We start from the raw sequence: 17,621 nt of genomic DNA, 5'->3' as shown, positions 1-17,621 counted from the left end.
ACAGGTCAGCGCACCCTGCCGCGCGGCTTCAGTGGCACCGGGGGCAGGTCCGGGGCGGACAGCGGGTCGCCGTCGTAGCCCTTGACCTCGCCGAAGCGTGAGCCGCCCATCCAGTCCTGCCGGGCCTGCTCGATGTCCTCGTTGGTCCGTCCGATGAAGTTCCACCACATGATCAGCTCCTCTTCGAAGGGCTCGCCGCCCAGGAGCATGAGGGCCGCGTCCGACTCGGCCCGCAGGGGGAGTTCGGTGCGGCCGCAGCCGAGGTAGAGCATCGAGCCGGGGAGCACCGGTACACCGTCGACATGGGCCTCGCCGGACATGGAGAGCACGGCGTACTCGAAGTCCGGCTCCAGGGGCAGCCGTACGTCGGCGCCCCGCGCGAGGGCCAGGTCGGCACCGACGATCGGCGTGTACGTCGTGCCGGGCGAGGTCGCGCCGTCGACCGAGCCCAGGACGATCGTGGCGTCGAGGCCGGGTGCCGTGACGACCGGCAGTTCGGCGTGGTGCTCGAACCGCGGGTCGGTGTGGCGGTGGCTGTCGGGGAGGGCGACCCAGAGCTGCGCGCCGTGCAGGAAGCGGGCGTGCGACCTGGGGCTCTCCTCGGAGTGGCTGATGGCCCGTCCCGAGGTCATCAGGCCGAGTTCGCGCGGGCGGATGGTCTGCAGGCTGCCCGTGGAGTCACGGTGCAGCACCTCGCCCTCGTGCAGCCAGCTGACGGTCTGCAGTCCCATGTGCGGGTGCGGCGGGACCTGCATGCCGGGCTCGTCCGCGATGTCGTCGGGCCCGTAGTGATCGACGAAGCACCATGCGCCGACCATGCGGCGGCCCAGGTTGGGGAGCAGACGGCGGACTTCGGTGGACTCGCCGAGCTTGACCCGGCGGGGGCTGAGGAGTTCGCGCACCGGCTCGGCCACCACGAACCCGCGGCCACCGCAGAGGGCGGGAACCGCCTCGCGATCAAGATTGCTCATGGGGCACAACCTAGCCCTGTCGAGGACCTGGCGTCAGGCCGTCGGACGGCCGTACGGGGGGTCTTGGCCGAGAAACGGCAGGGGTCCTAGGTCCTCGGTCGCAGGCGTCTACGCCATCGGGTGGACCCACGGGAAAATAGTAGCCATGTACATAGTAGCTATGTACGGTAACTGCCATGAGTTCGGTACCCGGCAAGGCGACGCCCGGCTTCCTCGTCTGGCGTCTGTCGATGAAATGGCGTGTGGCGGTCGACCGTGCGGTCGCCCCGCTCGGCCTGACCCACGCGCAGTACTCGCTGATGGCGTCGCTGTACGGCATGCAGCGGGACGGGCTTCGCCCCAGTCAGCGCCGCCTCGCCGATCACACCGGGCTCGAACCGCTCTACGTCTCGAAGCTGGCCCGCGCGCTGGAGACGGCCGGGTTCGTCGACCGCGTACGGGACCCGGCGGACCCACGGGCGGTCCAGCTGTCGCTGACCGAGGACGGGCGCGCTGTCGCCCGTCGCGCCGTCAAGGTGGTCCAGGGCCTCCTGGACCAACTCCTCGAACCCCTCGGCGGGCTCGACGGGGAACGCACACGGGCGTTCAGCGCCGAGCTGGCCGCCCTGCTCGACGTGCCTCTCGATCCGCGCGCGCCGGGCCGCCCTCCCGCCACGCGAGAGCCGTCCGCGCCAGGAGTGCCCGGCGCGAATGGGGAGCCCGGCACGTGGCAAGAGCCCGGCGCGCGCGGGGAGTCCGGCACATGGAAAGAGCCCGCCGCCTCCGATCCATCCGATCCGCATTCCGAGAAGGAGTCGTCATGACCACCACCACTCCCCCGGTCAACGGCCAGGTCATCGGCCTCGCCCACTACGCGAGCCGCGCCGCCCTGGAGAAGGTCCTGGCCCGCACCGGCACCACCTTCAACCAGTCCGTCGCCCTCCGCACGGTCTCCGACAACGGCGGGACCGTCGAACGCGACCGGCTCGTGGGCCGCCTGACCGGAGCCCTGAAGATCGACGAGTCGCTGGCCCGCGAGACCGTCGGGGAACTGACGGCACGGCAGCTGCTGGACGAGCCGGCGGCGGGCCAGGTGTCGCTCACGGACAGCGGCAGGGAGCTGTTCGAAGCGGTCCGCACGGGCGGCAACGCGATAGCGTCCCGGCTCTACGCCGGCATCCCGGCCGAGGACCTCGCGACGGCCGGCCGCGTGCTGGCACTGATCACGGAGCGGGCCGATGCCGAGCTGGCCGACGGGGAGTCGGCCGACGTCGAGGCGGTCGGGGCGTAAGGGGCACCCTCAGCAGGGTTGTGGAATATTCAACCAAACGCCTCGGTTGTGGAGCGTCGAAGGAGGTCAGCAGTGGAAACGACGTACTACGACCACGGAACGGCCGCGGAGCGCTGGGAGCGGGCGCGGATGTTCTTCGAGGCCAGGGACTACGCCGCCGCGGCGCGGATTCTCAGTGGGCTGGTCGAGGAGGTGCCGGAGCAGGTCGGACCCCGGCTGCTGCTGGCGCGCTCCTACTACCACTCGGCCCAACTGCGCCGCGCGGAGACGGAGCTGCGAGCGCTCGTGGAGCTCGACCCGGTCGAGCACTACGCCCGGCTGATGCTGGGGCGCACGCTCGAGCGCCAGGGGCGGCACGACGAGGCGGAGTCGCACCTGCGGATCGCCTCCGCGCTCGCGGGGGACTTCGAGCAGGTGTGACCGCTTGTCCGGCGGGGCCACTCGAAAGGTCCGCCGGAGACGCAGGGGCCGACCACCCGAGGTGGTCGGCCCCTTGTGTGTCCGCGGTCGCCGGTCACCGCGAGCCGCCGGCCGCTCGCCGGATCCCGCTACCCGGCGGGGGTTCGCCTCCCCCTGCGGTGGGCGATCTCGCCGAGGAGGACGTCCACGGCGACGAACGCGGCGAGCGTGATGCCGAGCAGCGGTACGAAGTAGCCGAGGACCGCGACGGCCGCCATGGCCGGGACCAGAATCTGCGGCGGGACCTGCTGCCACGCGCCGCGCGGAACGGGCCGCCCGAAAGCCGACTCCCGGCCGCGCAGCCACCACATGCGGTAGCCCCACACGATGAGCAGCACCAGCGAGAGCGCGAGGGCCATCAGGGCGATCTGGTTGACGAGACCGAACAGCGTGCCGGTGTGCGCGTCGATGCCCCAGCGGGTCAGCTTGGCCAGCAGGGGGTAGTCGGCGAACCGGAGTTCGTCGGTGACCTCGCCGGTCGCCGGGTCCACGGCCACCGAGTCCTGCTTCTCGGGCCAGCTGCGCTGGATCTGTTTCACGACGTACGCCGAGGAGGCGTCGGCGGGCGCGACGATCTCGACAGGGTCGCCGAGCCCCTCGGCCCGTGCCGCCGCGAGGACCGCGTCCAGGTCTCGCTCTGCCGCCTCTCCGGACTTCGCACCGCTGTGCGCCGCGTGGTCGCCGCCGGTCGTGGCCGAGACGGAGGGCGTGGCCTGGCCGAGCGAGGTCCTCAGTTCGTCGATGTTCGCCCCTGCGTACGCCGACCATGTCAGCCCCGTCGCGGAGAGGATGACGAAGCCGGTGGCCGCCCACACGCCGAGCGTGCCGTGCAGGCCGAGGGTGCGGCGCCGTCCGGTGGTGCCGCGCACCTTGCGCCGCTCCCTTCGGCGGCTGAACCACAGCACCAGGCCGCCGCCCGCGATCACCCACAGCCAGCTCGCGGCGAGTTCGCTGTAGAGCCGACCGTTCTCGCCGAGGTGCAGGTCCCGGTGGAGTCCGTCGATCCAGGTGCGCAGCGGGAGCGCGCCCGTGGAGCCGTACTGCTCCAGGGCTCCACGCACCTTCCCCGTGTACGGGTCGACGAACACGGCGAGGGTGTGGTCGGCGTCCACGCCCGGGACGCCTGAGAGCAGCACCCGGGTCGTCGCGTCCGCCTCCGGGGAGGGCCGCACGGCCGAGACCGCGCCCTCGGGGTGAGCCTTGCGGGCCGCGGCCACCTGCTCGGACAACGGCAGTTTGCGGTCGCCGGCCGGCACGGTCAGTTCGTGCGCGTACACGATCTTCTCGGCCTGGAACGAGGCGGCGTAGAGGAATCCGGTCACGGCGGCCACCAGCAGGAACGGGGCCACCAGTACGCCGGCGTAGAAGTGCAGGCGCAGGACCAGGGGGCGCAGCGTGGTCCGGATTCCTCGTGGCGGGGTCGATGTGACGGGCGTGGGGTCGTCCGTCGTGGTCGAGGGAGCGGTGGGCATCGGCGGGGTCTCCGGTCGGGCAGGGGACGGAAAGGGGCCACGGGACGGGGAGTTGGGATCCCCTTCGGGGTGGCGGTCCAGTAGTCGGGGGGTGGTCGCATCGAGTTCCCGACGCCTTGTGTGGCGTGGGTCACAGGTGCGTGGGGGAGGTGGTGCGGGAGAAAGGTCCGGGACTCGCCCGGCTCCGCCTCGCTCGGCGCGGTCCGTCTTGGCATCCTGGCGCGATGGCATCCGAACGTGACTCCAGCCTGTCCCGTCCTCTGAGTGACCTGGTCGAGGAACTCCTCGACCACGAAGGCCCGTTGCCGATCGTCGCGGCCGGCGACCCGGTCCTGCGGCAGCCGGCCGAGCGCTTCGACGGGCAGCTGGACGCCGGGCAGCTGGCGCGTTTCGTCGCCGCGCTGCGCGCGACGATGCATGCGGCGCCCGGTGTGGGGCTCGCGGCGCCGCAGGTCGGTGTGCCGCTGCGGCTCGCCGTGATCGAGGACCCGGCTCCTGTGTCCGAGGAGGTGCGGCTCGCGCGGGGGCGGGTGCCGCAGCCGTTCCGGGTGCTCGTGAACCCGACGTACGAGGGGGTCGGCGCGGGGCGGGCCGCGTTCTTCGAGGGATGCCTCAGTGTGCCGGGCTGGCAGGCGGTCGTGGACCGGCATGCCCAGGTGCGGCTGCGGGCGCTGGACGAGCGGGGCCGCGAGGTCGACGAGGTGTTCAGCGGCTGGCCCGCACGCATCGTCCAGCACGAGACGGATCACCTCGACGGGACGCTGTACCTGGACCGCGCCGAGTTGCGGTCCTTGGCGTCGAACCAGGCGATGGCGGAACTCTGGAACCAGCCGACGCCGGAACGGGCTGCGGAGGTCCTGGGCTTTTCGCTGCCCGGGTGAGGGAGCGGTGCTGCGCGGGGGGGGGTGTGTGTTGGTGGGTGCGGGCCGTTTCGCCGCCGTCGGTACGGTGGGCCTGGCCTCGCCGTCTGTCCGGTGGGTGGGGTGCGCCGTCTGTCCGGTGGGTGGGGTGCGCCTTCGGTCCGGTGGGTGGGTCGGGTCCGTGCCGGTGATCCGCCCGTTGCAGCCGTCGTGTGGTCCGGTGGTTCAGTGCGGTGGGTTCGTGTTGCCGTCCGCAACGGGCATTTGATGCACCGGCACGGCCCCTTCTGTGACAGGGCGACTGCGGGTGCGTTCGGGGTACGGCCCCTGCAGCGCGGGGGCGACCACGGGTGCGTCCGGGGTGCGGCCCCTGCAGAGCGGGGGCGACTGCGGGTGCGCCCATCGCGGGTCAGGCAGACCTTGAAAGCCGGGGCCGCACCCCTCAGCCCGTCCGGCGCTTGAGGACGAAGCCGTTCAGGCCGATCCCCACCAGCACCGGGCGACCCACGAGAGCCAACGCGCACACCCCCGGACGCCCGCAACCCTCTGAAGCCGGCGGCACCCCTCAAGCCCGTCCGGCGTTTGAGGACGAGGCCGTCCAGGCCGATCTCACCGGTACCGGGTGACCTACGAGATCCGGTACTCCTGACGACCGACACAGCTGCCGCTCGCGGAGCGAAAACCGGTGGCGGTCCGGAACCCGCGCTCGTTAGCCTGGGCCCATGTCTACGCCCCGAATCTCTTAGCTCAAGGACCCGCTTCCACGCCACACGTGTGTCCTTCTGCCGATTGATTCCCGGAGCGAATTCCCATGATCACCGTTCGCGGTGTCGACGTGCGCGCAGGTGCCCGTCTGCTGCTGTCCGACATCTCCTTCCACGTCTCCCCCGGCGACCGCGTCGGCCTGGTCGGCCGTAACGGCGCGGGCAAGACCACCCTCCTGAACACCCTCGCGGGGCAGGCGCGGCCCGCGGCAGGGTCCGTCTCCCGGACGGGGGCGCTCGGCTACCTGCCCCAGGACCCGCACGCCGCCGACCCCGCGGTCACCGTCACCGACCGCATCCTGTCGGAGCGAGGTCTGGACGAGGCCGTACGCGCGCTGCGTGCGGCCGAGGCCGCGATGGCCGACGGGTCGGAACGCGCGATGAACGCGTACACGCGCGCCGAGGCCGAGTTCCAGGCGCGCGGAGGCTACGCGGCGGAGGCCGAGGCGGCGCGGGTGGCCGCGGGGCTCGGCCTCCCCGACCGGGTCCTGGACCAGCCGGTCGGTGCCCTGTCCGGCGGACAGCGACGCCGCGTCGAGCTGGCCCGCATCCTGTTCGCGGACCACGGCACGCTGCTGCTGGACGAGCCGACGAACCACCTGGACGCCGACTCGATCGCCTGGCTGCGCGGCTTCCTGACGAACCATCGGGCCGGACTGGTGCTCATCAGCCACGACACCTCGCTGCTGGCCGACGTCGTCAACCGCGTGTTCCACCTGGATCCGCACCACGCCACGCTGCACGTCCACAACACGGGCTGGCACGCCTACCTCGCGCAGCGCGAGGCGGACGAGCGCCGCCGTGCCCGGGAGCGGGCGAACGCCGAACGGAAGGCGGCGGCGTTGCACGCGCAGGCCGACAGGATGCGCGCCTCTGTGTCGACGGCGGTCGCCGCGAAGAACATGGCCCGCCGCGCCGACCGGATGCTCGCCGGCCTGGAACCGGTGACCAGGGCGGAGAAGGTGGCCAGGATCCGGCTGCCCGAACCCGCTCCCTGCGGGCGGATGCCGCTCGGTGCGGTCGCGCTGTCCAGGTCGTACGGCGATCACCACGTCCTGAGCGGGGTGGACCTGGCCGTCGACCGGGGCAGCCGACTGGTGGTCCTCGGCCTCAACGGCTCGGGCAAGACCACGCTGCTGCGTCTGCTCGCCGGGCAGGACAGCCCGGACAGCGGGCGCGTGGTGCACGGTCACGGGCTGCGCCTGGGCTACTTCGCCCAGGAGCACGACACGCTGGACCCCGCCGGCACCGTCCGGGGCCATCTGGCCGCGGCGGCGCCGCACCTCACCGACGGCGAGGTGCGGCGGGTGCTCGGCTCGTTCCTGTTCACGGGCGACGACGCCGACAAACGCGTCGGCGTCCTGTCCGGGGGCGAGAAGACCCGCCTCGCCCTGGCGGGTCTCGTGCACTCCGGCGCCAATGTGCTGCTCCTGGACGAGCCCACCAACAACCTCGACCCGGCTTCCCGTGCCGAGGTGCTGGCCGCGGTGGGCACCTACCCGGGCGCGATCGTCATGGTCACCCATGACGAGGGCGCCATCGAGGCCCTGCGTCCCGACCGGGTGCTGCTGCTCCCGGACGCGGACGAGGACCTGTGGAGCGAGGAGTATCTGGAGCTGGTGTCCCTGGCCTGACCCCTCAGCCCCGGTACGCCTCCAGGAGGCGCAGCCACACCTCGCTGACCGTCGGGTAGGACGGGACCGCGTGCCAGAGGCGGCTGATCGGTACCTGCCCGGCGACGGCGATGGTCGCCGAGTGGATCAGTTCGCCGACTCCGGGGCCGACGAAGGTGACGCCGAGGAGGATCTCGCGGTTGATGTCGACGACCATGCGGGCCTTGCCGCGGTAGCCGTCCGCGTACAGGCCCGCGCCCGCCACGGACGCCATGTCGACGTCCACGGCGCGCACCCGGTGGCCGGCCTGCTCCGCCTCGGCCAGGGAGAGGCCGACGGCCGCGGCCTCCGGGTCGGTGAAGACGACCTGCGGCACGGCCGAATGGTCCGCGGTCGCGGCGTGCGCGCCCCAGGGGTCGGACTCCAGCAGGGGCACCCCGGCGGCGCGGGCGGCGATGGCAGCCCCCGCGATCCGGGCCTGGTACTTGCCCTGGTGGGTCAGGAGTGCGCGGTGGTTGGCGTCGCCGACCGCGTACAGCCAGTCGCTGCCGGTCACCCGCAGGCTGTCGTCGACCTCCAGCCATGAGCCGGGTTCCAGGCCGAGGGTGTCGAGGCCTATGTCGTCGGTGCGGGGCGCGCGGCCCGTGGCGAAGAGGATCTCGTCGGCCTCGATGCGGTCGCCGGCGCCGGTCACGGCGACCACGGTGGAGCCCTCGCGCGTCACCGATGCCACCGAGGTGCCGGTGCGCACGTCGACGCCCGCCTCGGTGAGCGCCTCGGCGACCAGTTCGCCGGCGAAGCTCTCCATGCGCGGCAGCAGGCCCTTGCCGCGTACCAGGAGGGTGACCTGCGAACCGAGGGCCTGCCAGGCCGTGGCCATCTCGGTGGCGACCACGCCGCCGCCCACCACGACGAGCCGTCCGGGCACGGCGTGCGCGCTGGTGGCCTCGCGGCTGGTCCACGGCTTGACCTGGTCGAGTCCCGGGAGGTCGGGCAGGAGGGCGCGGCTTCCGGTGCAGACGGCGACGGCGTGCCGGGCGGTGAGCACCTGGGTCCCGTCCGGCCCCTCCACCGTGACCGTGCGGGGGCCGGCGAGCCGGCCGTGGCCGCGGTACAGGTCCGCTCCGATGCCGTCCAGCCAGGCGACCTGGCCGTCGTCCTTCCAGTGGGACGTGTAGTAGTCGCGGTGCGCGAGGACCGCGGGGGCGTCGAGAGGGCCCTGCACGGCCTGGCGCAGGCCGGGCACGCGGCGGGCGTCGGCGCGGGCGATCACCGGGCGCAGCAGGGCCTTGCTGGGCATGCACGCCCAGTACGAGCATTCGCCGCCGACGAGTTCGCTCTCCACGACCGCGGTGGACAGACCGGCCGCGCGGGTGCGGTCGGCGACGTTCTCCCCCACGGGTCCGGCACCGAGCACCACTACGTCATAGGCGATGGATTCCGTTTCCGTCATGGGGGCCAGTCTGGTCGGTGGTGTGCGCCGTTTCCACATGGGTACGTGCGCGGAATACGTCCCTGGAAGGTGGCGTTGTGCACACCGGTACGATCCGGACCCGAGGAAGAAGGAAACGCGCATGAGCAGCACCGTGGAGCTCACCAAGGAGAACTTCGACCAGACGGTCGCGGACAACGAGTTCGTCCTGATCGACTTCTGGGCGTCCTGGTGCGGGCCGTGCCGTCAGTTCGCCCCCGTCTACGAGAAGGCCGCGCAGGCCAACCCGGACCTGGTGTTCGCCAAGGTGGACACCGAGGCGCAGCCGGAGCTGGCCGCCGCCTTCGACATCCAGTCGATCCCGACGCTGATGATCGTGCGGGACCAGGTGGCGATCTTCGCCCAGCCCGGGGCGCTGCCCGAGGCCGCCCTGGACGACGTCATCGGGCAGGCCAGGAAGCTGGACATGGACGAGGTCCGCAAGTCCATCGCGGAGCAGCAGGCCCAGCAGAACGGCCAGTGAGCCGACGACGGGCCGGCGGTCCCCCGGGACCGCCGGCCCGTCGCGCACGCGTCCTCAGAACGGATACGCCGCCACGTCGCCGCGCACCGTCGTCCAGCGCACGTCGGTGAAGGCGTCCAGGTTGGCCTCGCCGCCGAAGCGCGCGCCGGTGCCGGAGGCGGCGATGCCGCCGAAGGGGGCGACGGCCTCGTCGTTGACGGTCTGGTCGTTGATGTGGACGATGCCGGTCGGGATGCGCTCGGCGAGGTCGAGGCCGCGCGCGGTGTCCCGGGTGACGATGCCCAGTGAGAGGCCGTAGGGTCCCGCGGAGGCGAGGGCCGCGGCCTCTTCGGGTGTGCTGAAGGGACGTACGGGGGCGACCGGGCCGAAGACCTCCTCCGTGTACGCGGGAGTCGTGTCGTCGACTCCGGCGATCACCGTCGGCCGGTAGAAGAGCCGCTCGTGCGAGCCGCCCGCCGCGAGCTTCGCCCCGTGGGCCGTGCTCGACTCCACCAGCCCCTGGATCTTGTCGAGTTGGGCGCGGTCGATGATCGGTCCCAGGTGCACCTGCTCGCGGTAGGGGTCGCCGACGGCGAGGGAATCGGCCTTGGCGGCGAGCCGCTCGACGTACTCCTCGTAGAGCGAGGCGTGCACCAGATGGCGGCCCGTTGTCATGCAGATCTGCCCCTGGTGGAAGAAGGAGCCCCAGGCGGCCGTGGAGATGACCGCGTCGATGTCGGCGTCCTCCAGCACGATCAGGGCCGAGTTGCCGCCCAGTTCGAGGTGCGCCCGCTTGAGGTGACGGCCCGCGGCCTCACCGACCGCGCGTCCGGCCGCGGTCGATCCGGTGAAGGAGATCACCGGCACGTGCGGATCGGCGACGAGGGCCTGTCCGGCCTCGGGACCGCCGGGCAGGACCTGCAGCAATCCATCCGGCAGGCCCGCCTCGGCGAAGACGGCGGCGAGTGCCAGGCCGCCGCAGACCGCGGTGCGTGGGTCGGGTTTGAGCACGACGCCGTTGCCGAGGGCGAGCGCGGGGGCCACCGAGCGGATCGACAGGATGAGCGGGGCGTTGAAGGGGGCGATGACGCCGACGACGCCGACGGGCACGCGCCGCGTGTACGACAGACGGGGCGCCTCCGACGGCAGGATCTGGCCGACCGGGCGCGAGGCGAGCGCCGCGGCCTCGTAGCACTCCTGGGCGGCGACGTGCAGTTCGAAGTCGGCCTTGCCGGGGATGGAGCCGGACTCGCGGACGATCCAGTCGCGCAGTTCGTCGGCGTGCTCGGCGAAGAGGTCCCCCGCCCTGCGCAGTACGGCGGCGCGCGCGAAGTGCGGGAGCCCGGCCCATTCCGGCTGGGCGGCGCTCGCCGTGCGGGCCGCCGTGGCGACGTCCTCGGCGGTGGCGAGGGTGACGGCGCCGAGGGAGTCGCCGGTGGCGGGTTCGGTGACGGTGTGCCCGCCGCCCGAGAGGGGGCGGGACTGCCAGTTCGTGGGGTCGAGCAACGGCATGACGGCTCTCTCCGATCGTTCTCTGGTCACCGGTGGGTCCGGCGGGCTCACACGGTGAGCGGAAGTCCCGTGTAGTTGGCGGCCAGTTCGGCCGCCGCGGAGCGGGATGCCGTGATCCGGCGCAACCGTGCCAGTTGCACCTGGTGGTCGAAGGCGTCCCCGTCCGGCTGTGCGTGCAGCATCCTGGTCATGTCGTACGAGAAGCGGGTGGCCTGCCACACCCGTTCGAGACACAAGTCCGAGTAGGCGTCCAGGAGTTGGGGTGAACCGGTGCGGTAGAGCTCGGCGAGGCCGCGGGCCAGGACCCGCACGTCGGACACCGCGAGGTTGAGTCCCTTGGCGCCGGTCGGGGGCACGATGTGGGCGGCGTCGCCCGCCAGGAACAGCCGTCCGTACCGCATCGGTTCATGGACGAGGCTGCGCATCGGGGTCACCCCCTTGGCGGTGATCGGGCCGCGTTCCAGCCGCCAGTCGGCGTCGATCGCGAAGCGCGCGGCGAGTTCGTCCCAGATGCGGTCGTCGGGCCAGTCGTCGCCGGAGGTGCCGTTCGGGACCTGGAGGTACAGCCGTGACACCGACGGCGAGCGCATGCTGTGCAGCGCGAAACCGCCCGGGCCGCGCGCGTAGACGAGTTCCTCGCAGGAGGGTGGCACCTCGGCCAGGACGCCGAGCCAGGAGTAGGGGTAGTCGTGGGCGTACGTGCGGCTCACCTCCGCGGGGAAGGCGTCACGGGCGATGCCGTGGGAGCCGTCGCAGCCCACCACGTAGTCGCAGGTCAGGGTGAGCTCGCGGCCCTCGTGCACGAACCGCACGACGGGCGCCTCGCTCTCCGCCTTCTCGACGGCCAGCGCCCGCGCCCCGAACAGCAGTGGTGGCCCGTCGGCGAGTTGGAGGGCGACGAGGTCCTTCACGATCTCCGTCTGGGCGTAGATCGTGACCGTACGGCCGCCCGTGAGCGAGGGGAAGTCGACGCGGTGGCGCTCGCGCTCGAAGCGCAGCTCGATCCCGTGGTGGACCAGGCCCTCGGCGCCGAGGCGCGTACCGGCTCCGCTCTCGCGCAGCGCGTCGACCGTGCCCTGCTCCAGCATCCCGGCGCGCTGGCGCCGTTCGACGTAGGAGCGTGTCCTGCTCTCCAGGACGACGCAGTCGATCCCCGTCCGGTGCAGCAGCCGGGCCAGCAGCAGGCCTGCCGGCCCGCCGCCGATGATGCCGACCGTGGTCCGCATGACGTGCCTCCGGTGTCCGGTGTCCGGTGTCCGCGGGGAACAGCCCCCAGCCTCACACAGACCCGGGTGCGGGCCCAGCCTCTCTCAGCTCGAATCGCGGTGCACGACCCGCGCGCCGAGGACTTCGTGCGTCTCGGGCGCGGCACCCGGCCGGCGGACGGCGCGGTCGACCAGTTCGGCGAGGTCGCGGCCGGACGGCAACTCGATGTGGACGGTGCTCAGGCGGGGTCGCAGCAGGCGGCCGAGCATCAGGTCGTCGGCGCCGACGACGGCCGTCTCGTCCGGGATGCCGACGCCCTCGTCCTGCAGGGCGCGCATCAGCAGCATGGCGTACTCGTCGTTGTAGGCGAACACGCCGTCGAGGCCCAGGCTGCGCCAGCGCGCCGCGAGCCGGGCCGCGTCCTCCTCCGCGTACGCGAGGGGCAGTTCGGTGACGGACGCCTCGCTGCCGCGCAGGGCGCGGCGGACACCGTCGAGGCGGGGCCGGGAGAAGATCTCCAGTCCGGATTCGCCGGGCATCACTACGCCGATCCGGCGACGGCCGCGGGCCAGCAGGTGGGCGCCCGCGCTGTGGCCGACGCGGTCGTGGTCCATGAGCAGTGCGTGGGCGCCCTCGACACGTTCGGGCCCCAGGGTGACCACGGCGCGGGCGCCGGCCCGTTTGAGGACGGCCAGGCCCTCCGGGCCGAGGCCGCTGCCGGGCACCAGGACGGCGACCGGGCGGAGCTCCGCCCAGGCGCGGGCCGCCTCGTCACCGTGCAGGCCGAGACCGCCGTACTGCACGACGGTGTAGTCGAGGCGGCTCAGCGCCCATTGGAGTTCGTTGAAGAACTGGCTGTAGAGGGGGCCCACCGGGACGGTCGGGGCGGGCATGAGGACCATGCGGCTGTGTCCGGCGCGCAGGCTGCGGGCGGCGGCGTGCGGGACGTAGCCGAGTTCCTTGGCGGCCTCGTGGACGCGGCGGCGGGTGGGTTCGCTGATCCGGACGGCGCTGGTGTTGTTCAGGACGTACGAGACGGTCGCGCGGGACACTCCCGCCAGACGGGCCACATCGGCGCTCGTCGGCACGGGGCGCTGGGCGGGGGACGACGGGGCGGACTGCTTCGGTATCTGCACCATGACGTACGGCATCCTTGCAGAACGCCGGCGAGCCGCTCCGTGCCGGGGGTCCAAGGCCCCCGTGACGTGCGGAACTCCATTTGGCTCAATGGAAGTTGCCCTTCCCGTACCGCTCGGGGCGTCCGGAGGTTACCGTTCAGTAGACAGAGAGTTTCGGAGGTGTCCCGGATGGTTCCCGACCGTGCCGCAGGTCTGGCCGAATGTGCCCGCGCCCTCGCCGACGGCGAGGTGAGCGCGAGGGAGTTGACCGAACGTGCGCTGGCACGGATCGAGGCGACGCAGCCGACCCTGAACGCGTTCCGCGTGGTGCGCGCCGAGGCCGCCCTCGCCGAGGCGGACGCCGCGGACGCGGAGTTGGCGGCCGGGGTGCGACGGCCCCTGCTCGGGGTGCCGGTGGCGGTCAAGGACGACATGGACGTGGCGGGCGAGCCGACCGCGTTCGGCTGTCCGGGCGACTTCCCGCCGAAGGACCGGGACGGCGAGGCGGTCCGCCGACTGCGGGCGGCCGGAGCCGTCGTCGTCGGCAAGACCAACACGTGCGAGCTCGGTCAGTGGCCCTTCACCGAAGGGCCCGCCTTCGGCGCCACCCGCAATCCCTGGCACCACGACCACACCCCGGGCGGCTCGTCCGGGGGGTCGGCGGCCGCCGTGGCGGCGGGTCTGGTTCCCGCCGCGCTGGGCTCGGACGGTGCGGGCTCGGTGCGCATCCCTGCCTCCTGGACGCATCTGGTCGGCATCAAGCCGCAGCGCGGCCGGATCTCCACCTGGCCGCTTCCGGAGTCGTTCCAGGGGATCACGGTCAACGGCACGCTGGCCCGCACGGTCGCGGACGCGGCCCTTCTCCTGGACGCGGCGAGCGGCAATCACGACGGCGATCTGCACCGTCCGCCCGCGCTGCGTGTCCAGGACGCGGTGGGGCGCGACCCCGGACGGCTGCGTATCGCGCTGTCGCTGAAGCCGCCGTTCACGGCGCTGCCCGCCCGTCTCGACCCCGCCGTGCGCGCGCGTGTCGTCGCCCTGGCGGAACGGCTGGCGGAGCTCGGGCACGTGGTGGAGGAGGCGGAGCCGCGCTACGGGCGGATCGGCCTGACCTTCATCCCGCGTGCCACGGCGGGACTCGCCGAACACGTGCGCGAGGTGCCGCGGCGGGACCTGCTCGACCGGCGCACCCTCGACGCCGCCCGGCTGGGCAGGCTGCTCGGCGGCGCGCCCCTGCGGGCGGCCCGGAAGGCGGAGGCCGCCCTGCACCGGCGGGTCGGCGCGCTCTTCGACACGTACGACGTGCTGCTCGCGCCGACGACCGCCGCTCCCCCGCCGCGGATCGGTTCGATGGTGAACCTCAACGGCCTGGGCACCGACCGGGCCATGATCGCGGCCTGCCCCTACGCGTGGCCGTGGAACATTCTCGGCTGGCCCGGGGTCAACGTGCCCGCGGGCTTCGTCGGTGACGGACTGCCCGTGGGCGCGCAGTTGCTGGGCCCCGCGAACAGCGAACTCCTGCTGGTGTCGCTGGCCGCGCAGTTGGAGGCGGACGGGCGCTGGCACGAGCGGTGGCCGCCGCACCGGACTCCCGCGGACTCCGCGGACGCACCGGCGGCGTGAGGGAGTTCCGGCCTTACTCTGTGACCATGGGCGACGTGTCGATGGTCGGTTTGATGGGGCGGGTGACCGGCACGGTCGGGCCCGGGCTCGTCGGCGAGGTGATCGTCCGGGTGCGTGGCGGCGCCGAGCACTTCCTCGCGTATCCCGCCACGCCCAAGGAGCGCATCGAGCGGGGCACGGTCGTGATGGTGGTGGAGTACCTGCCGCCGCGCACGGTGTACGTGTCGGCCGCGTACGACGACTGACGCCGGTCGGCACCGGCGCCGACCGGGGCGCGCCGCAGGGGAGTTCGGCGTGCGGTGCCCTCCGTTGCACGGCATCGCTCCGCACCGCCCGCCGCGGGGCGTGAGCCGGTGACCGCGCCCTCCGGCATGCGCGGTGCACGGGCGACCGCGACCCGCACCTCGCGGGGATCGACCGGTGACCGCGCCCCCACCACGCGGGGATCGACCGGTGACCGCGCCCCAACGGCGCGGGGCGTGAGCCGGTGACCGCGCCCTCCGCCTCCCTGCGTGAACCGACCGCCGTGACGCGACGACCCGGCCGTCGGCGTGTGCCCCGCGCACCGTCGTCAACAGCTCGTATGTGAGGCCTTCGTCCCAGGTGAGAGCGGTATGCGTCAAGATTGCGACAAGGATCTGTCAGCGTCTGTACCCCGGCCTTGCGCAGGAGCACACTCCCGTTCGTTCGGTGCCGAAAGGGCACCATGCAAAGGGGGCGTATGCCGATGGTTGTCGGCGTCGTCGCGGGGGCAGTCGTCCTCGCGCTGATCTTCGTCGTTGTGGTCTTCAAGCTCATGTGGCGCGTCGCGGAGCCCAACGAAGCACTGATCATCTCCGGTTCGAAGCATCGGACCGAGGGCCTTGAAGAAGGCATGGGATTCCGCATCGTGACGGGCCGCGGCACGCTGGTGCTGCCGGGCGTGCAGGCGGTGCGCAAGCTGTCGCTCGACCTCAACGAGACCCAGCTGTCCGTGGACTGCGTGACGCACCAGGGCATTCCGCTCAAGGTGCGCGGCGTGGTCATCTTCAAGGTGGGCGACGACTTCGTGTCGATCGCCAACGCGGGCCGCCGCTTCCTCGACCAGCAGAAGCTGATGTCGGAGCGGGTGCACAACGTGTTCGCCGGTCATCTGCGGTCCATCGTCGGCGGGTTGACCGTCGAGGACATGATCCGCGACCGGGAGAAGCTGACCGGTCAGACCCGTGCCGCGTGCGGTACGGAGATGGAGAAGCTCGGCCTGATCGTCGACTCGCTGCAGATCCACGAGATCGAGGACCCGACCGGGTACATCAAGAACCTCGCCATGCCGCACGCCGCCGCCGTCCAGCGCGACGCGCGTATCGCGCAGGCCGAGGCGAATCGTCTCGCCACCGAGGCCGAACAGCAGGCCGCGGCACGGATGTCGGAGGCGACCCGGGACAGCGAGATCCTCCAGGCCGGCTATCAGGCCGAGCGGGACAAGGCCGCCGCCAAGGCCCAGCAGGCCGGACCGCTCGCCTTCGCGGCGGCCCAGCAGGACGTCGTCGTCCAGGAGACGCGGGTCGCCGAACTCGAGGCGCACCGCCGCGAGCAGCAGCTCCAGGCGGACGTCCGCAAGCCCGCGGACGCGAAGGCGTACGAGATCCGTGCCCGCGCCGAGGCCGACCGCGACGCGCGCATCTCGTCGGCCCAGGCCAAGGCCAAGGAGACCGAACTGGCCGCCGCGGCCGAGGCGAACCGGGTCAAGACGGCCGCCAACGCCGAGGCCGAGGCGACGAAGGCGCGGGGTGCGGCCGCCGCGACGGCGACCCGCGCCACCGGTGAGGCGGAGGCGGCCGCCGCTCAGGCCAAGGGTCTGGCGGAGGCCGAGGCGACGCGCGCACGGGGTCTGGCGGAGGCCGAGGCCATCAAGGCGAGGGCCGCCGCCCTGGCCGAGAACCAGGAGGCGGTGGTCGCCCAGCAACTCGCCGAGAACTGGCCGGAGATCGTCCAGGCGGGCGCGAGCGCGTTCGGCAACGTCGACCACATGGTCCTGCTCAACGGGGCCGACGGCATGTCGGACATGTTCGCCAAGGCGCTCACCATGGGCGGCACCGGCCTGGGTCTGGCCCGGCAGCTGCTCGCGTCGATGAACCAGAACGGCACCGCGCCGAACGGCACGGCCGCCGGGCTCAACGGCTTCACGGCGCCGCGCACGGAGAAGGTGGCCGTGGAGAACGACGAGGGGTGAGGCGCTGAACCTTCGGGCGTACGGGAGTTGGCTCCCGTACGCCCGAAGTCGCGTGTCCGCGGGCCCTCGTACCGGGGGCCCGCGGGCCGGCGTCCCGTCGGCGGAGGTCGGCCCTGCCCGTCGGTGCGCGCCCCGCAGGCTCTAACGTGGCCCGCGTGACTGCCTTTACCGACGAAGACGTACCCGGCCGCCACGGCCCCTCCGCGACCACCGAGGCCGAGCCCCGCGAGGTGGGCCGGGTGCGGACCGAGTACTCCCCCGCGCACGACGGGGACCCCGATCCCGGTGAGATCGTCTGGACGTGGGTGCCCTTCGAGGAGAACGACGGACGGGGCAAGGACCGTCCGGTACTCGTCGTCGCCCGCGAGGCCGTCGGCACGTTCCTCGCCGTGCAGCTCTCCAGCAAGCGGCACGACGGCGACCGTGAGTGGGTGCCGATCGGCAGCGGTCCGTGGGACCGGTCGGGGCGCGACTCGTGGGTGGACGTGGACCGGGTGCTGCGGCTGCACGAGGCCGGCATGCGGCGCGAGGCGTGCGCCCTGGACCGGATGCGCTTCAACCTGGTGGTGCACCGGTTGCGGGAGCGCTACGGCTGGCGGTGAGCGGA

At 72.6% G+C, this 17,621-nt stretch carries 15 protein-coding genes and 1 pseudogene; 10 read left to right on the top strand and 6 right to left on the bottom strand.

Annotation, left to right across the window (positions count from 1 at the left end):
• Positions 1-5 precede the first annotated feature (5 nt).
• Positions 6-971, bottom strand: a complete 966-nt coding sequence (locus ACSYGO_RS38935; RefSeq protein WP_432173988.1) for a pirin family protein — start codon at positions 969-971, stop codon at positions 6-8.
• Between the two features lie 176 nt (positions 972-1,147).
• On the opposite strand from ACSYGO_RS38935, the pseudogene ACSYGO_RS38930 reads away from it, so the two are divergent.
• From ACSYGO_RS38930 to ACSYGO_RS38920, 3 genes and pseudogenes are all read left to right on the top strand, one after another.
• Positions 1,148-1,600, top strand: a pseudogene (locus ACSYGO_RS38930) (MarR family winged helix-turn-helix transcriptional regulator); the annotation flags it as partial.
• A 170-nt stretch (positions 1,601-1,770) separates the two neighbouring features.
• Entirely contained in the window at positions 1,771-2,241 is a 471-nt protein-coding gene (locus ACSYGO_RS38925; RefSeq protein ID WP_432173989.1) for a MarR family winged helix-turn-helix transcriptional regulator, read from the top strand.
• A 72-nt stretch (positions 2,242-2,313) separates the two neighbouring features.
• Positions 2,314-2,661: a tetratricopeptide repeat protein gene (locus ACSYGO_RS38920; RefSeq protein WP_426676724.1), complete on the top strand. Its 348-nt coding sequence runs from the start codon at positions 2,314-2,316 to the stop codon at positions 2,659-2,661.
• A 128-nt stretch (positions 2,662-2,789) separates the two neighbouring features.
• Here the strand turns inward: ACSYGO_RS38920 and ACSYGO_RS38915 are convergent, their stop codons facing one another.
• On the bottom strand, positions 2,790-4,172 hold the full coding sequence (locus tag ACSYGO_RS38915) for a PepSY-associated TM helix domain-containing protein (protein ID WP_432173990.1): 1,383 nt from the start codon (positions 4,170-4,172) through the stop codon (positions 2,790-2,792).
• Between the two features lie 224 nt (positions 4,173-4,396).
• Here ACSYGO_RS38915 and ACSYGO_RS38910 point away from each other — a divergent pair, with 224 nt between their 5' ends.
• Together ACSYGO_RS38910 and ACSYGO_RS38905 are read left to right on the top strand one after the other, a co-directional pair.
• A complete protein-coding gene (locus ACSYGO_RS38910; RefSeq protein ID WP_432173991.1) occupies positions 4,397-5,053 on the top strand; it encodes a peptide deformylase in 657 nt (218 codons plus the stop codon).
• Positions 5,054-5,843: 790 nt separating this feature from the next.
• Positions 5,844-7,430: an ABC-F family ATP-binding cassette domain-containing protein gene (locus ACSYGO_RS38905; RefSeq protein WP_460389513.1), complete on the top strand. Its 1,587-nt coding sequence runs from the start codon at positions 5,844-5,846 to the stop codon at positions 7,428-7,430.
• A 4-nt stretch (positions 7,431-7,434) separates the two neighbouring features.
• Here ACSYGO_RS38905 and ACSYGO_RS38900 read toward each other — a convergent pair whose 3' ends face one another.
• On the bottom strand, positions 7,435-8,862 hold the full coding sequence (locus ACSYGO_RS38900) for a dihydrolipoyl dehydrogenase family protein (RefSeq protein ID WP_426676728.1): 1,428 nt from the start codon (positions 8,860-8,862) through the stop codon (positions 7,435-7,437).
• Positions 8,863-8,983: 121 nt separating this feature from the next.
• Between ACSYGO_RS38900 and trxA the strand changes: the two genes are divergently transcribed.
• The gene (gene trxA / locus ACSYGO_RS38895) at positions 8,984-9,364 is read left to right on the top strand and encodes a thioredoxin (protein ID WP_028798720.1); all 381 of its coding nucleotides are present in this window, start codon (positions 8,984-8,986) and stop codon (positions 9,362-9,364) included.
• Positions 9,365-9,418: 54 nt separating this feature from the next.
• On the opposite strand, the gene ACSYGO_RS38890 is transcribed toward trxA, so the two are convergent.
• The 3 genes from ACSYGO_RS38890 to ACSYGO_RS38880 all read right to left on the bottom strand — a co-directional run bounded on the left by ACSYGO_RS38890 (position 9,419) and on the right by ACSYGO_RS38880 (position 13,200).
• Positions 9,419-10,855, bottom strand: coding sequence for a benzaldehyde dehydrogenase (locus ACSYGO_RS38890; protein WP_460389512.1), 1,437 nt, complete (start codon positions 10,853-10,855; stop codon positions 9,419-9,421).
• 47 nt (positions 10,856-10,902) lie between these two features.
• Positions 10,903-12,081 carry a 4-hydroxybenzoate 3-monooxygenase gene (locus tag ACSYGO_RS38885; RefSeq protein ID WP_426676730.1) on the bottom strand — a complete coding sequence of 393 codons (1,179 nt, stop codon included), beginning with the start codon at positions 12,079-12,081 and terminating at the stop codon, positions 10,903-10,905.
• An 84-nt stretch (positions 12,082-12,165) separates the two neighbouring features.
• Positions 12,166-13,200 carry a LacI family DNA-binding transcriptional regulator gene (locus ACSYGO_RS38880; protein ID WP_426676731.1) on the bottom strand — a complete coding sequence of 345 codons (1,035 nt, stop codon included), beginning with the start codon at positions 13,198-13,200 and terminating at the stop codon, positions 12,166-12,168.
• Positions 13,201-13,368: 168 nt separating this feature from the next.
• Here ACSYGO_RS38880 and ACSYGO_RS38875 point away from each other — a divergent pair, with 168 nt between their 5' ends.
• The 4 genes from ACSYGO_RS38875 (at position 13,369) to ACSYGO_RS38860 (ending at position 17,616) form a co-directional block, all read left to right on the top strand.
• A complete protein-coding gene (locus tag ACSYGO_RS38875; RefSeq protein WP_460389511.1) occupies positions 13,369-14,802 on the top strand; it encodes an amidase in 1,434 nt (477 codons plus the stop codon).
• A 26-nt stretch (positions 14,803-14,828) separates the two neighbouring features.
• Positions 14,829-15,047 carry a hypothetical protein gene (locus tag ACSYGO_RS38870; protein WP_426676733.1) on the top strand — a complete coding sequence of 73 codons (219 nt, stop codon included), beginning with the start codon at positions 14,829-14,831 and terminating at the stop codon, positions 15,045-15,047.
• Positions 15,048-15,523: 476 nt separating this feature from the next.
• Positions 15,524-17,014, top strand: a complete 1,491-nt coding sequence (locus ACSYGO_RS38865; RefSeq protein WP_432173995.1) for an SPFH domain-containing protein — start codon at positions 15,524-15,526, stop codon at positions 17,012-17,014.
• 155 nt (positions 17,015-17,169) lie between these two features.
• Positions 17,170-17,616, top strand: coding sequence for a type II toxin-antitoxin system PemK/MazF family toxin (locus ACSYGO_RS38860; protein WP_432173996.1), 447 nt, complete (start codon positions 17,170-17,172; stop codon positions 17,614-17,616).
• Positions 17,617-17,621: the final 5 nt, after the last annotated feature.

The organism is Streptomyces krungchingensis, from assembly GCF_054729265.1.
This window is presented reverse-complemented; position numbering and strand designations above follow the sequence as displayed.